The following is a 13372-nucleotide window of genomic DNA, read 5'->3' as shown; positions in this document are numbered from 1 at the left end:
ATGACACGATGTGCCCATGGTCGGAGGCAGCGATCTCTCGTCGGCGAGCCAGCCGGCTGACGTCGGTCCGCAGGCCGACGCCGTGGACGACGACTCCTGGCCCAAGGCGCCCGTCGAGTGGGAGGCGGATGTCGTCCTGCGTGACGGCACGGTCGCTCACATCCGCCCCATCGATCCCGCGGACGGGGACCGGCTGAGGGCGTTCCACGGCAAGCAGTCGGCCGAGTCCATCTACCTGCGGTTCTTCGCCCCCCTGCGTGAGCTGAGCGACCGTGACGTGTACCGCTTCACGCACGTGGACCACCACGACCGGGTGGCGCTCGTCGCCGTCCTCAACGAGGACATCGTCGGCGTCGGACGGTTCGACCGGGTCGACCCCACGACCGCAGAGGTGGCGTTCAACATCTCGGACCACATGCAGGGCAAGGGGATCGGCTCGGTCCTGCTCGAGCACCTCGCCGCCGTCGCGCCGGAGGTCGGCATCACCCGCTTCACGGCCGAGGTCCTGCCCCAGAACCGCAAGATGCTCATGGTGTTCAAGGACGCCGGCTACGAGGTGTCGAGCCACATCGAGGACGGTGTCGTCGGCTTGTCCTTCGACATCCTGCCGACCGAGCAGTCGAAGGCGGTCCAGCTCTCGCGCGAGCATCGCGCCGAGTCGCGCAGCATGCACACCATCCTCTTCCCGGAAAGGGTCGCCATCATCGGCGCCAGCCGCCGCAAGGAGTCGAGCGGAGCCCTCGTCCTGAGCAACCTCATCGAGGCGGGCTTCGAGGGCGAGCTCTACCCGATCCACCGGGAGGCCGACGAGGTCCACGGGCTGCGGGCCTACCGGACGATCACCGAGGCGCCGGGCCCCATCGACCTGGCCATCGTCGTCGTGCCGGCCGCCGATTCGATCGACGTCGTGGAGGACTGCGGCCGGGCGGGCGTCAAGGCGTTGCTCGTTCTCTCGTCCGGGTTCGCCGAGGCCGGCGAGGAGGGGGCCCGACTGCAGGACCGCCTGCGCGCGACCGCTCGAGGGGCCGGGATGCGCATCGTCGGTCCCAACAGCTTCGGGCTGATCAACAACGACCCCGGCGTCCGTCTCAACGCGACGCTGGCGTCGATCATCCCTGAGCGCGGTCGGCTGGGCCTGTTCGCGCAGAGTGGCGCGCTCGGCGTCGCCGTCCTTGCCTCGGCCGCCCGCCGCGGCCTGGGCATCTCGGTCTTCGCATCGGCGGGCAACCGGGTCGACGTCTCCGGAAACGACCTCATGCAGTACTGGATCGACGACCAGGACACGTCCACGGTCGGTCTCTACCTCGAGTCGATGGGGAACCCGCGCAAGTTCTCCCGCATCGCGCGCCATCTCGCGTCGGTCAAACCCGTCATCGTCGTGTCGTCGGGCGTCTCCCAGTACGCCGCCCCACCGGGGCATCGCACCCGCACTCCCACCGTGCCGCCCCAGGCCTTCGACGCCCTGCTCCGGCAGGCTGGTGTCATCCGGGTCGAGAACGTCCACCAGCTCTTCGACGTCGCGCAGCTGACCCTGCACCAGCCGATGCCGACCGGGGACCGCGTCGCCATCGTCGGCAACTCCGACGCGCTCGGTTCCCTGAGCGCTTCCGCGGCCGAGAGCTGGGGCCTGCAGGTGACGCACGGGCCGGTGTCCCTGCTGCCCCAGGCCTCCGCGGAGGAGTTCGCGTCCGCCCTCGACGCGGCGTTCGCCGACCCCAACGTCGACAGCGTCGTGGCGGCCTTCATCCCGCCCCTCGTGACTCCGGACGAGGAGGTCTCCCTGGCCGTGCGCAACGTCGTCGCAAAGCATGACAAGCCCTGTGTCGCAACCTTCCTCGGCATGCGTGGTGTCGATGGCGGTCTGCGTTACACCGCTGTCGACGGGCAGGAGCGATCCGTGCCCTCCTACGCGATGCCGGAGGACGGGATCCGCGCGCTCCGCTCCGTGACCCGCTACGCCCAGTGGCGCGCTCGCGACCGAGGCCACCCCGTGGTGCCGGTGGGCATCGACCGCGCTCGCGCGGACGGCCTGGTCGACGGCTGGCTGGCGGCACATCCCGCAGGGCGCGCCCTGACCAGGCACGAGACAGAGGAGCTGCTCGGCGCCTATGGCATCAGGCCCTGGCGGGCCGTCGAGGTCGGAGACGTCGAGGAGGCCGTGGCCGCTGCCGAGCAGCTGACCTATCCCGTCATCCTCAAGTCGACCTCACCCGTCGTGCGGCACCAGCCCGGCCTGGCGGGAGTCCGGGGCGACCTCGGGGACGCCGACGCCGTCAGGGACGCCCATGCGTCCCTCACCGAGCGGCTCGGGCCGCTCGGCGCGGACCGCTTCGTCGTCCAGCGGATGGCTGTCCCCGGCGTGTCCTGTGTCCTCAAGGCGACCGAGGACCCCCTCTTCGGGCCGGTCGTCAGCTTCTCCGTCGCCGGCCCGCCGACCGAGCTGCTCGGAGACATCGCACACCGCATCCCCCCGCTGACCGACGTCGACGTCACCGACCTCATCGACGGGGTCCGCGCGGCACCGCTGCTGTCCGGACATCGCGGCGCTGCCCCGGTGCATCGCGCCGCGCTCGCCGACCTCGTCGCGCGGCTGTCGGTGCTCAAGGACGACCTTCCGGAGCTCGCTTCGGTCGAGCTGAACCCGGTCAACGCCTGGACGGGTGGGGTCGACGTCCTCGGCGCCGACGTCGTCATCCGTCCCGCCCTGGTGCGCAAGGACACCGGTCGCCGCAGCCTCGGCTGAGCCCCTGGAGCCGGCGCGGGAGACCCGGGTCGATGGCCCCGGTCGGGGCACACCAGGCCCGGAACCCAGCCGGTGAGTGCAAGGATGTCACCCATGCGACGCGTCACACAGGACCCAGAGCGGGCCCTTCCGGAGGACCTCACGGCGGCGATCACCCATGCGGGCTACTACCCGGCGCTCGTCTGCGATGTCGTCGAGTCGGCCCTCGCCGGAGAGGAGGTGGTGTCGCACCTGGTTCACCAGGAGACGACCTTCGACCACGACACGGTCCGACGCCACGTGACGGTGCTCGCGGTCACCGACAGGCGTCTCGTCATCGCGCACGCCGACGACCATGCAGAGCCGGGGGCCCAGCCCACCGCCACGGCGACGACCGAGACGGTGCCACTCGACGCGGTCCGCGGTGTCATGGTGACGCATGTCGTCACCGAGCCCGAGGCGTTCGTGCAGGGGAGTCCCTCCCGCGACATCACCCTCACTCTCGGCTGGGGAGCGGTGAGCCGGCTCGACCTGCTGCCCGCGCAGTGCGGCGATCCGGACTGCACGGCCGACCATGGTTTCGAGGGAACCGTCGCCTCGGACGACATCTCCCTCCGGATCAGCGCGGCCGCCGACGGCGAGAACGCGGTGAGCCACGCCCTCAGCTTCGCGCGTCACCTCTCTCGTGCCATCGGCGGGTCCTCCCGGGCGTGAGGAGCCGATGACCACTCCCGACTCGGCCCGCCCTTTAGACTGGTCGCGCGGCAGCCTTGCCTCTGTGCTGCCCTCCGTGGCCGACCGGCTCGGCGTCCCGCGCTATGCGGGTGCGGACGTCTTCGCGATGCCGGAGGCTCGACGCGCCGTGGTCGTCCTCGTCGATGGGCTCGGCTTCGACCTGCTTCGACAGCGCAGCGGCCACGCCCCCTTCCTCCGGGAGCGACTCCCTGGCTCCCACCGCGTGCCGTGCGGCTTCCCCACGACGACCGCCACCTCGATGGGCAGCTTCGGCACCGGTCTGCCGCCGGGTGCGCACGGGCTCGTCGGGATGCAGGTCCTCGACCCGCAGACGGACCGGCTCGTCAACGAGCTCTCCTGGGAGGACGGTCCGGACCCTCGGCTGTGGCAGCCGCACGGGACCGTCTTCGAGGCGGCCGCCGCCGCCGGGGTGGAGGTGACCATGGTCGGCCCTCACTACTTCGAGGGGTCCGGCCTCACGACCGCGGCCCTGCGGGGAGCGCGGTTCACGGCGGCCCGGTCGCTCGACGAGAGAGTGGCCGCAGCGGTCGCCGCCCTTCGGGCCGCGCCACGCGCCCTCGTCTACCTCTACTGGGGCGAGGTGGACAAGATCGGTCACGTCCACGGCTGCCAGTCGTGGCAGTGGGGAGAGGAGCTCGAGTCCGTCGACCGGGCGCTCGCGTCGCTGGCGGACCAGGTGCCGGACGACACCCTCATCGTCGTGACGGCCGACCACGGCATGGTCGACATCCCCCATGCGAACCGCCTGGACCTCATCGACGAGCCGGACCTCATGGCCGGGGTGCGGCACCTTGGCGGTGAGCCCCGCTGCCTCCAGCTCTACACCTTGGAGGGCGCGACCGACGAGGTCGCGCACGCCTGGCGGCAGCGCGTCGGTGGACGGGCGAGGATCCTCCGGCGTGAACAGGTCGTCGACGAGGGCTGGTTCGGACAGGTGGAGGAGCGCGTCGCGGGACGGATCGGAGACCTCGTCGTGGTCATGGACGACTCCTTCGCGATGGTGCACAGCGGCCTCATGCGGGCCGAGCTGGTGCGCCTGCTCGGCCTGCACGGGTCCACGAGCGACGCGGAGCTTGCGGTGCCCGTCATCGTCGTCCCGCCGCGCCGGGGCGTCTAGGGTGGTCGTCCGTGGCTGAGCTCGTCTTCTTCTCCGGAACCATGGACTGTGGCAAGTCCACCCTGGCGCTCCAGATGGACCACAACCACTCGGCCCGAGGTCGGGTCGGCCTGATCTTCACGAAGATGGACCGCGCCGGCAGCAACGTCCTGTCCTCGCGGCTGGGACTGTCGACAGGTGCCCTCGAGGTCTCCGACGAGCTCGACCTCTGGGACGCGGTGGTCGGGCGCGCGACAGCGGGGCAGCGGATCGACTACCTCGTCTGCGACGAGGCGCAGTTCTACTCACCACGTCAGGTCGAGCAGCTGGCCCGGATCGTCGACGAGATGGACGTCGACGTCTTCGCCTTCGGCATCACCGCGGACTTCCGGACCGAGCTCTTCCCCGGCAGCAAGCGCCTCATCGAGCTCGCTGACCGGGTGCAGGTGCTCCAGGTGGAGGCGCTGTGCTGGTGCGGCCGGCGGGCGACGACCAACGCTCGCGTCGTGGACGGCGTCATGGTGGTCGAGGGCGAGCAGGTCGTCGTGGGTGACACCCAGACCGGCGGGGCCGGCGTCGTCGAGTACGAGGTCCTGTGCCGCCGGCACTACATGCGGCGCATGACCGCGCAGGCTGCGCGGGCGGCCTCGTTGTCGCCCGAGGTGCTGCCGTTCGACCTCGACGTCTGCGCCCTGCCTGCCCGGCCGATCACCCAGGCCGACTGAGTCGCGTGGCTGAGCCGTCCGTCCGTGTCCGGGCGGCACGCTCCGCCTGTGCGGATCATTCTCCCTTGCGGCCGAACATGATGTCGTCCCAGCTCGGCACGCTGGGACGACCCGATTTGCGGGTCGACGGCCGACGCGGCGCCGCTCGTGGGCTCGGGCTCTTCGATTCCCGTGGGGAGGTCACCTCGTCGGCCGGCGGGTCGTCCTGCTCCGGGTGGTCATCTGTGGGGTCCGGGCGATGCCTGCTCCGTGCCGAGGCACCCTTGCGCGCCGCAGCCGGGCCGTCCCGATGACCTTCGCCCGCGCGCGGTCCGCGCGTCCGATTCCCGGTCTGGGGCAGGGGCTGGGTCTCTGCGTCCCGACCACCGGAGCCGCTGCCGGCGCTCTCGGTGGAGGAGGGTCGGGGGGACGCGGTGCGGCGGCGCCGTCGCGCCCCGGGGGTGTCCGGCGCGGCCGACGCGGCGCGTGCCGTGGTCCGGACCGCGCGGGGATCGTCCTCGGGGTGACCGTGGGCGGCCGGCGGGTCCTCGTCGGGGGCGGGGGTGCGGGCGAGGTCCTCGAGGGGCAGGGCGTCCTCGGGCGCGTCCTCGATGCCCGGCACGTCTGAGCCGCGCCCGCGCCGTCGCCGGCCACGCTGGGCGCTGCGGTCACGCATCGCCTGCACGAGGTCCACCGGCTCAGCAGCTCGACCGCCGGTGCCGGTGGAGATGCCGCCCTCCGCCTCCACGTCGTAGACGCGGCCGGGGCTGAGCCCCCCGAGGTGCGGGGCCGGCAGGGGGCCGGGTGACTGCGTGTCCTCGTCCTCGCTGAGCCACCGCGCCTCGTCGTCGCGCGCCACGACGGTGCGGGCCAGGGGATCGAAGTCCCACGACGCCTCGCGCTGGCGGCCGCCGGCGTTGAAGAGCAGGACCACCGTCCAGACGCCCTTGTCGGTGCGCCGGGAGTCCCAGCGCGTGGCCTCGGGGTCGAGCTCGCGGGACCGGAGTCGCTCGGCGACCCGCGCTCCGAGGGTGGCGGCTCCACCGTGAGCACCCCGACCCCTCAGGCGGACCTGCCGTGCCAGTCCGGCCACGTGCTCGCGCTCGGCGAGGATCGGCACCTCGTAGCGATGCACCTTCTCCACGGACCAGCCCGCGCGCTCCGCGACCTCCTCGGCGGTGAGGCCGGCACGGATCATCGACTGGACGTCCTTGGGGCGCAGCCCGCCCTCGATCTCGATCTGGAGCTGCCCGAGTCGAGGTCGGTCCCGCCGGGCGGCGGCGCGCAGCGACTCGTCCAACGGGACCCGGTAGCGGTTGCCCTCGTCGTCGGCGAGCAGGAGGTGCACACCGTCCTCGTGGACGCCGATGAGGGTGAGGTCGTGCATGGGTGGGGTCTCCCGGTCGGTCGTCAGCCGGAGATCACCCGACTGCCTGCGTGTCGAGCATGCCACCGCATGGAGTGCGGCAAAAGGGACCACGCCGCGCAGGTACCGTTTGCCTTGGCATGCAGACGTCCTACCACTCCGCCCAGCTCACGCTCGACCTCGTGGGCGTCTTCGTCTTCGCCCTCTCTGGAGGGCTGGTCGCGGTGAAGAAAGGCTTCGACCTCTTCGGCGTCCTCGTCCTCGCGGTGGCGGCAGCGCTGGGCGGGGGGATCCTGCGTGACGTCCTCATCGGGGACGTGCCACCCGTCGGGATCAGCGACTGGCGGCTCCTCACCGCAGCCGGCCTCGGCGGCCTCGTCACCTTCGTCCACCACCCCGGCGTCGAGCGCATCTCGAGGTTCGTGCGGGTCCTCGACGCGATGGGTCTGGCGGCCTTCGCCGTGGCGGGGAGCCTCAAGGCCGTCACCCTCGGCGTGGAACCGATCGCCTCGGTCCTCGTGGGGGTGACCACCGCCGTCGGTGGGGGAGTGATCCGTGATCTCCTCGCCGGACAGGTGCCCGAGGTGCTCCGCCGAGAGCTCTATGCCCTGCCGGCCATGCTCGGGTCGATCGTCGTCGTCGTGGCCGGCGAGCTCGGCCCCCTGAGCGACTGGGTCCTCTGGGGTTCGGTCGCCCTCGTCTTCGGCCTGCGCATCCTCGCCGTCCGACTCGACCTCAACGCCCCCAGGCCCCTTCGCACCGGAGGAGACCCGAGATGAAAGTGACCGGCATGCAGCCCTATGACGCCATTCTCCTGCTCGGCTTCGGGGGCCCGGAGGCGCCCGAGGAGGTTCTCCCCTTCCTCCGCCGGGTCACAGCGGGGCGCGGAATCCCCGACGAGCGGCTGGAACAGGTCGGCGAGCACTACTTCCTCTTCGGCGGGCGCAGCCCGATCAACGACCAGAACCGCGCCCTCATCGCAGCCCTCCGCAGCGAGCTCGACTCCCGAGGTGTCGACACGCCGGTGCTCTGGGGCAACCGCAACAGCGAGCCGTTCCTCGTCGACACGCTGCGCGAGGCCCATCGCGCTGGACATCGGCGGCTCGTGGCGGTCACGACGAGCGCCTACAGCTCGTACTCCTCCTGTCGTCAGTACCGTGAGAACCTCGCCGACGCGGTCGCCGCGCTCCGGGACGACGGACTGGCCGTCACGGTCGACAAGATCGGGCCCTACGCGCCCCGGCCGGGGTTCCTGCGCGCCAACCTCGGTCACGTCGTCGACGCGCTGCGAGCGCTGGACGGCACCCCGGACGGCGAGATCGGCCTGCTCTTCGTCACCCACTCGATACCCGTCGCCATGGACGAGACCTCGGGCCCGGGGGACGGGGAGGGGCACCTCTACCAGCGGCAGCATCTCGCGCTCGTCTCGGCCCTCACCGACGAGGCGAACCGGGCGCTCGGACGCCACCTCGTCGGAGAGCTCGTCTTCTGCTCCCGGTCCGGACCGCCGACCCAGCCCTGGCTCGAGCCGGACGTCAACGACCGGCTCGAGGAGCTGGCCGCCGAGGGGCGCACTGCCGTTGTCGCCGCCCCGATCGGCTTCGTCTCGGACCACATGGAGGTCGTCTATGACCTCGACACGGAGGCGGCGGCGACGGCTTCGCGTCTCGGTCTCCGGTTCGTGCGTGCCTCGACCGTGGGGACGGACCGGGGCTTCGTCGCCGATCTGGTCGACGCCGTCGCCGAGCGCGCTGCAGAAGCGCGTGGGGCGCCGGTCCCGGCCTTCGAGGGACGCATGCCGTCGGTGTGCGCCGCCGGATGCTGTCCCAACCTCCGCGAGGCGCGTCCTGCCCTGTGCGGAAGGGACTGAGCACGGTGACCGCCATCCCGCCTCCCTCCGGCCAGTCCCTGGGCTCCGAGTCCGACGAATCGCACGAGTCTCATGGGTCACTCGAGTCACTGGAAGGCCTGTGCATCGCCCTGGCCGCCGAGGCCGGTCGCCTCATCCGCGACGAACGACCGGCAACCGTGGGTGTCGCCGCGACGAAGTCCACGGAGACCGACGTCGTCACCGTCATGGACCAGCGTGCCGAGGACCTGCTCCACCGGCTCATCCGGGCGGCCCGCCCCGACGACGGGATCCTGGGGGAGGAGGGGGTGGACGTCGTCGGCACGTCGGGGCTGACCTGGATCGTCGACCCGATCGACGGCACGGTCAACTACCTCTACGACATCCCCGCCTACGCGGTCTCCGTCGCCGTGGTCACCGGGGACGCGCGCACCGACGGTGCCTGGCGACCCGTTGCCGGCGCGGTGGGTGACCCCTGTCGGAGGGTGGTGCACCACGCGCGTCGGGGAGGTGGGGCCTGGACGCGGCGCGAACCCACCGACGGTGACGGCGGCGAGGCGGCACCGCGCCGCCTTGCCGTGTCCACCGAGGAGCGGCTCGGACGCTCGCTCCTCGCCACCGGCTTCGGTTACGACCCCGAGGTCCGGGCGCGTCAGGCGGAGGTGCTGCGGCGCGTGCTTCCTCAGGTCCGGGACATCCGGCGGATCGGCAGCGCCGCCCTCGACCTCGTCCGCGTGGCCGAGGGATCGGTCGACGCCTACGCGGAGTCGGGACTCAACCCGTGGGACCTCGCTGCCGGGTGGCTCATCGTCGAGGAAGCCGGTGGGGTCGTCGTCGGCGCCGCGAGGCACCCCGGCAAGGCCCTGACCGTCGCTGCCGGGGCCGCACTGGTCGAGGCCGTGCGGGCGCTCTTCGAGCCCCTCGGTCAGTGACCGCCGCCCACGGGGCACCCAAGGGGTCGTATGCCGCTGAGCCGGGTCAGCGGCATACGGACGCTCAATGGGGTGGCGCGCTCAGTCAGGCGGCTCGAAAGGGCTCGAGCTCGGGCACGCGCAGGTCGTTCTCGGCGGCGAGGCGGGCGAAGGACTCCAGCTCGCCGGTGTGGATCTGGATGCGGTAGTCGTCGCCGGCGGCACGCGCCTGGGCGAGGTCGTCGAGCGCGCCCAAGACGCGGACGCGGATCTGGTCGACGAATTCGGTCATGGGCGCCTCCTGGCCGGTGGAAGGTCGGTCGGGTTCGCAGACCCTACCGCGAAGTAGCGCCTCCAGAGTGCATCGGTCCGGGTTCGGGTTTGGCAAAGAGTTGGTGAAGTGTTGGTCCGGAAACGACAGATCTGTCGGGTTTCGGGGTAGAGGAGGGCGGAACTCGCCGCGAAACGAGGTGACACCGCGTGCCGGATGGGGCACAATCCGCGCACGCAGCATGTTTGGTGAGGTCGACACCTCTCCGGACGTGCGGGAACAAGTGGGCGCGTGGGGACGTTCTCGCGTCACAACATGGGGTGGGTCTCCGTCATCGGCGGAGCATGAGCAGCACGGAGAGGGCACAGATGGCAACCGACTACGACGCGCCACGCAAGACGGACGACGAGCTGAGCGAGGACTCGATCGAGGAGCTGAAGTCGCGCCGGGTCGACAAGAGCTCGTCCAGTGTGGACGTCGACGAAACCGAGCAGGCCGAGGGCTTCGAGCTGCCCGGGGCGGACCTCTCCGGTGAGGAGCTCTCCGTCCGGGTGCTGCCCAAGCAGGCCGACGAGTTCACCTGCTCGCGCTGCTTCCTCGTGCACCACCGCAGCCAGCTGGCCAAGGAGACCAACGGGATGATGATCTGCACGGAGTGTGCTGCCTGAGCGATCCGGGTCGCAGGTCGAGCAGATAGGGTCGGTCCACGTGACCGACCCTCGTGCTACCCCGGCCAGTGACCCGCACTACTCCCCGGCGGTCCGAGTGCGCCGGCTCGACCCGGACCTCCCGCTGCCGGCCTACGCCCATCCCGGCGACGCCGGTGCCGATCTCGTGTCCCGCATCGACGTGGCGATCGCGCCGGGCGAACGGGTCCTCGTGCCCACCGGGGTCGCGATCGCGCTGCCGGCTGGTCACGCCGGCTTCGTGCACCCGCGCTCGGGCCTCGCGTCCCGCCACGGCATCTCCGTCGTCAACGCACCGGGCACCGTCGACGAGGGCTACCGCGGCGAGATCCTCGTCAACCTCGTCAACCTCGACCGGACCGAGACGTTCGTCGTGCACCGGGGGGACCGCATCGCGCAGCTGGTGGTCCAGCGCGTGGCGCGACCCTCCTTCGTGGCCGTCGATTCGCTTGACGAGACGGTCCGGGGGGACACTGGACACGGGTCGACCGGCGGTTTCGGGGCAGTCCCGGCACCGACCACCTGAAGGACCTGACAAGATACACCGGGCCGCGGCCCCCGGGCGTGAGCTCCCGGCCACCGTCGCCGTTCGGCCGGCCTCCCGGACATCGGCCGGCCCGGCCCTCGACAGTCGTAACAGAAGGACGGATTCACGTGGGACTCTTCAGCCGCCGCAAGCCGACCAAGGACGAGCGGGTCGCTCACGAGGGCGAGTTCGACGACCGGGGCACCGACCCGGGGTCCGACTCCGTGGATGACGTCTGGGATGACCCGCGGGATGGTTCCGGCGCAGGCTCCGACAGCGACCCGGCCCAGTCCGTCCAGGTGGGCACAGGCGTGGGGGACGGGACCACCGGGCCCTTCGACCGGTCGGCCGTCGCGGACGACAGCGACTACCTCAACCTCGGGGCGATCTGGCTCAAGGGGCAGCAGGGCCTCGAGCTGCGGCTCGAGGTGAACGAGCAGGAGCAGCAGATCACCGGGGTGACCGCCGTGCTCGGCGAGTCGGCCGTCCAGCTGCAGGCCTTCGCCGCACCGAAGACCGAGGGCGTCTGGGTCGACATCCGCAACGAGATCTCCAAGAGCATCACCGACGCGGGCGGCACGGCCGAGGTGCGGTCCGGGGAGTTCGGCGAGGAGCTGCTCACGCGGATGCCGCAGAACGGGCCCGACGGCCGGACCGTCTTCGTGCCCGCGCGGTTCATCGGCTTCGACGGGCCCCGCTGGTTCCTGCGCGCCGTCGTCAGCGGCCGCGCGGCCATCGACGGCGACGCAGCGACCGGCGTCCACGACCTCATTCGCACGACGGTCATCGACCGGGGTGACGAGGCGCGTCCGCCCCGGGAGCTGCTCACCTTGCGGTTGCCCGAGACCAAGGCTCCGGCCGCGACGTCGGAGCAGCCCGACCAGTCCCATCAGTCCGCTGACGAGCAGCTCGACGACCTCAAGCCGTTCGAGCGCGGCCCCGAGATCACCGAGGTCCGGTGACGGCCGCTGGCCGTCCCGAAGCAGCTCCGTCCATGACGTCTGGAACCGGGAGCCGGATCCGTCGCCTCGCCGACCGGCTCCGCCGCGAACCCGCATCGGCGCACGAGACGGCAGAGACGCCACCGCGTCAGACCGACGCAGGCCTCGTCCCGATCCGGGAGGCCCGGCCGCGCGCCCGAGTCACCGTCGCGGGCGAGGTCCGCACCGTGGCGCTGCGCCCGCGGGTCGACGTGCCTGCCCTGGACGTCGAGCTCTGGGACGGCGTCGACGCCATCCACCTCGTCTGGCTGGGCCGCCGCAGCATCCCGGGGATCTCGCCGGGGATCCGACTGCGCGCGACCGGCCGGGTCACCGTCCAACGCCGCACACTGACCATCTTCAACCCCGCCTATGAGATCGTCGGGAGTCTGGGGCCGTCCCATGAGTGAACACATCGACGGTGCCAGCGTGGGCCGGGGCGTCGAGCGCTCCGAGGCCGACCTGCGCCGCTACACGACCGTCGAGGAGCTGCTCCGCGCCAAGCTCGCCGAGGCGATCGGCGGGTGGCGCGGGGCCCTCGAGTCGGCCATCCCCACGCTCGTGTTCGCCGTGACATGGGTGCTCACGAAGGACCTCAAGCTGTCCCTCGTGGCGGCAGGGGCCTGCGTCGTCGGACTGCTCGTCGTCCGGGTCCTCCAACGCCAGGATCCCCGGTTCATCGCCTACGCCGCCGTGGGTGTCGGCATCTCGGCGTTCTTCGCCCTCCGGTCGGGACAGGCCGAGGACGCCTTCCTGCCCGGCATGCTCCAGAATGCCGGCCTGCTCGTCATCCTCCTCGCGACCAACCTCGCCCGGTGGCCCCTCTTCGGGTTCGTCGTGGCCGTGGCCGAGCCGGAGGCCTTCGCGGAGGACCCCACCTGGTGGCACAAGCACCGGGGAATCGTCACCGTGGCGCTCCGTCTCGGCTGGGTGCTCATCGCCCTCAACGTCGTCCGGCTGTCGATCATGGTGCCGCTCTACCTCGCCGAGCAGGTCGCCGCCCTCGGCGTGGCCAAGGTGGTCCTCGGCTGGCCCGCCTACATCGTCGCGATCAGCGCGATGGGCGCGATCCTCGTGCGCGGGCAGACGCCCATCGACCCGAACGGGTCACTGGTCGACCGCGACGTCCCGGAGGCGTGAGCCCGGTGCGACGAGCTGCTGCAGCTCGGGCTCCTGCTCGGAGGTCGTGATGAAGAGCAGCTCGTCACCGACCTCCATGGCGTCGTCACGCGTCGGTGCGATCGGCCGTTCGTCGCGGATGATGGCGACGAGCACGGTGTCGGTCGGCCAGGCGATGTCGCCCACCCGCTGAGCGGCGAACGGGCTGCCCTCCGGAAGGGTGATCTCGACCATCGACGCGCGGCCCTGCTGGAACTCGAAGATTCGCACGAGCTCGCCGATGCTCACCGCCTCCTCGATGAGGGCGGTCATGAGCCGCGGCGTGGACACGGCGACGTCGACCCCCCACGACTCGTCGAACATCCACTCGTTCTTCGGGTTGTTGA

15 protein-coding genes are annotated in these 13372 nt (G+C 71.5%); 12 read left to right on the top strand and 3 right to left on the bottom strand.

Features of this window, described 5'->3' with window-relative positions; genetic code table 11:
- Window positions 1-16: 16 nt before the first annotated feature.
- From LOY02_RS05670 to LOY02_RS05655, 4 genes are all read left to right on the top strand, one after another.
- Entirely contained in the window at window positions 17-2743 is a 2727-nt protein-coding gene (locus LOY02_RS05670; protein ID WP_317181360.1) for a GNAT family N-acetyltransferase, read from the top strand.
- 93 nt (window positions 2744-2836) lie between these two features.
- A complete protein-coding gene (locus LOY02_RS05665) occupies window positions 2837-3436 on the top strand; it encodes a DUF5998 family protein (protein ID WP_317181359.1) in 600 nt (199 codons plus the stop codon).
- A gap of 7 nt (window positions 3437-3443) precedes the next feature.
- On the top strand, window positions 3444-4595 hold the full coding sequence (locus LOY02_RS05660) for an alkaline phosphatase family protein (RefSeq protein ID WP_317181358.1): 1152 nt from the start codon (window positions 3444-3446) through the stop codon (window positions 4593-4595).
- An 11-nt stretch (window positions 4596-4606) separates the two neighbouring features.
- The gene (locus LOY02_RS05655; RefSeq protein WP_317181357.1) at window positions 4607-5299 is read left to right on the top strand and encodes a thymidine kinase; all 693 of its coding nucleotides are present in this window, start codon (window positions 4607-4609) and stop codon (window positions 5297-5299) included.
- 55 nt (window positions 5300-5354) lie between these two features.
- Here LOY02_RS05655 and sepH read toward each other — a convergent pair whose 3' ends face one another.
- On the bottom strand, window positions 5355-6665 hold the full coding sequence (gene sepH / locus LOY02_RS05650; protein ID WP_317181356.1) for a septation protein SepH: 1311 nt from the start codon (window positions 6663-6665) through the stop codon (window positions 5355-5357).
- A gap of 119 nt (window positions 6666-6784) precedes the next feature.
- On the opposite strand from sepH, the gene LOY02_RS05645 reads away from it, so the two are divergent.
- The 3 genes from LOY02_RS05645 to LOY02_RS05635 are packed head-to-tail and all read left to right on the top strand — an operon-like array spanning window position 6785 to window position 9425.
- The gene (locus tag LOY02_RS05645) at window positions 6785-7423 is read left to right on the top strand and encodes a trimeric intracellular cation channel family protein (RefSeq protein ID WP_317181355.1); all 639 of its coding nucleotides are present in this window, start codon (window positions 6785-6787) and stop codon (window positions 7421-7423) included.
- 11 nt (window positions 7424-7434) lie between these two features.
- A complete protein-coding gene (locus LOY02_RS05640; RefSeq protein ID WP_317181354.1) occupies window positions 7435-8514 on the top strand; it encodes a ferrochelatase in 1080 nt (359 codons plus the stop codon).
- Window positions 8515-8519: 5 nt separating this feature from the next.
- A complete protein-coding gene (locus LOY02_RS05635) occupies window positions 8520-9425 on the top strand; it encodes an inositol monophosphatase family protein (RefSeq protein ID WP_317181353.1) in 906 nt (301 codons plus the stop codon).
- Window positions 9426-9510: 85 nt separating this feature from the next.
- On the opposite strand, the gene LOY02_RS05630 is transcribed toward LOY02_RS05635, so the two are convergent.
- Window positions 9511-9696 (bottom strand): hypothetical protein, encoded by a 186-nt coding sequence (locus LOY02_RS05630; protein ID WP_317181352.1) that lies wholly within the window; start codon window positions 9694-9696, stop codon window positions 9511-9513.
- 347 nt (window positions 9697-10043) lie between these two features.
- On the opposite strand from LOY02_RS05630, the gene LOY02_RS05625 reads away from it, so the two are divergent.
- The 5 genes from LOY02_RS05625 to LOY02_RS05605 all read left to right on the top strand — a co-directional run bounded on the left by LOY02_RS05625 (window position 10044) and on the right by LOY02_RS05605 (window position 13007).
- Window positions 10044-10343, top strand: a complete 300-nt coding sequence (locus tag LOY02_RS05625; RefSeq protein WP_317181383.1) for a DUF4193 domain-containing protein — start codon at window positions 10044-10046, stop codon at window positions 10341-10343.
- Window positions 10344-10383: 40 nt separating this feature from the next.
- Complete coding sequence (gene dut / locus LOY02_RS05620) at window positions 10384-10887, top strand: dUTP diphosphatase (RefSeq protein ID WP_317181351.1); 504 nt, start codon at window positions 10384-10386, stop codon at window positions 10885-10887.
- Between the two features lie 128 nt (window positions 10888-11015).
- A complete protein-coding gene (locus tag LOY02_RS05615) occupies window positions 11016-11849 on the top strand; it encodes a DUF3710 domain-containing protein (RefSeq protein WP_317181350.1) in 834 nt (277 codons plus the stop codon).
- Window positions 11850-11881: 32 nt separating this feature from the next.
- On the top strand, window positions 11882-12277 hold the full coding sequence (locus LOY02_RS05610; protein ID WP_317181349.1) for an OB-fold nucleic acid binding domain-containing protein: 396 nt from the start codon (window positions 11882-11884) through the stop codon (window positions 12275-12277).
- On the top strand, window positions 12270-13007 hold the full coding sequence (locus tag LOY02_RS05605) for a DUF3159 domain-containing protein (RefSeq protein WP_317181348.1): 738 nt from the start codon (window positions 12270-12272) through the stop codon (window positions 13005-13007). The genes LOY02_RS05610 and LOY02_RS05605 overlap by 8 nt, the downstream gene beginning before the upstream one ends.
- Here the strand turns inward: LOY02_RS05605 and LOY02_RS05600 are convergent.
- The coding region (locus tag LOY02_RS05600) for a TrkA C-terminal domain-containing protein (RefSeq protein ID WP_317181347.1) at window positions 12975-13372 on the bottom strand (398 nt) is incomplete at its 5' end. The two genes, LOY02_RS05605 and LOY02_RS05600, sit on opposite strands and share 33 nt — an antisense overlap.

The sequence above is a fragment of the Intrasporangium sp. genome, assembly GCF_032907665.1.
In the GTDB taxonomy this organism is placed as follows: domain Bacteria; phylum Actinomycetota; class Actinomycetes; order Actinomycetales; family Dermatophilaceae; genus Intrasporangium.
The sequence above is the reverse complement of the archived record's forward strand: the minus strand, read 5'-3'. Positions and strand labels throughout refer to the sequence as shown.

Excerpts from the sequence above, each read along its gene's own strand:
- LOY02_RS05625 (WP_317181383.1), top strand. The coding sequence starts at position 10,044 with ATGGCAACCGACTACGACGCGCCACGCAAGACGGACGACGAGCTGAGC.
- LOY02_RS05660 (WP_317181358.1), top strand. The coding sequence starts at position 3,444 with ATGACCACTCCCGACTCGGCCCGCCCTTTAGACTGGTCGCGCGGCAGC.
- LOY02_RS05665 (WP_317181359.1), top strand. The coding sequence starts at position 2,837 with ATGCGACGCGTCACACAGGACCCAGAGCGGGCCCTTCCGGAGGACCTC.
- sepH (WP_317181356.1), bottom strand. The coding sequence starts at position 6,665 with ATGCACGACCTCACCCTCATCGGCGTCCACGAGGACGGTGTGCACCTC.
- LOY02_RS05610 (WP_317181349.1), top strand. The coding sequence starts at position 11,882 with ATGACGTCTGGAACCGGGAGCCGGATCCGTCGCCTCGCCGACCGGCTC.
- LOY02_RS05670 (WP_317181360.1), top strand. The coding sequence starts at position 17 with ATGGTCGGAGGCAGCGATCTCTCGTCGGCGAGCCAGCCGGCTGACGTC.
- LOY02_RS05645 (WP_317181355.1), top strand. The coding sequence starts at position 6,785 with ATGCAGACGTCCTACCACTCCGCCCAGCTCACGCTCGACCTCGTGGGC.
- LOY02_RS05640 (WP_317181354.1), top strand. The coding sequence starts at position 7,435 with ATGCAGCCCTATGACGCCATTCTCCTGCTCGGCTTCGGGGGCCCGGAG.
- LOY02_RS05630 (WP_317181352.1), bottom strand. The coding sequence starts at position 9,696 with ATGACCGAATTCGTCGACCAGATCCGCGTCCGCGTCTTGGGCGCGCTC.
- LOY02_RS05605 (WP_317181348.1), top strand. The coding sequence starts at position 12,270 with ATGAGTGAACACATCGACGGTGCCAGCGTGGGCCGGGGCGTCGAGCGC.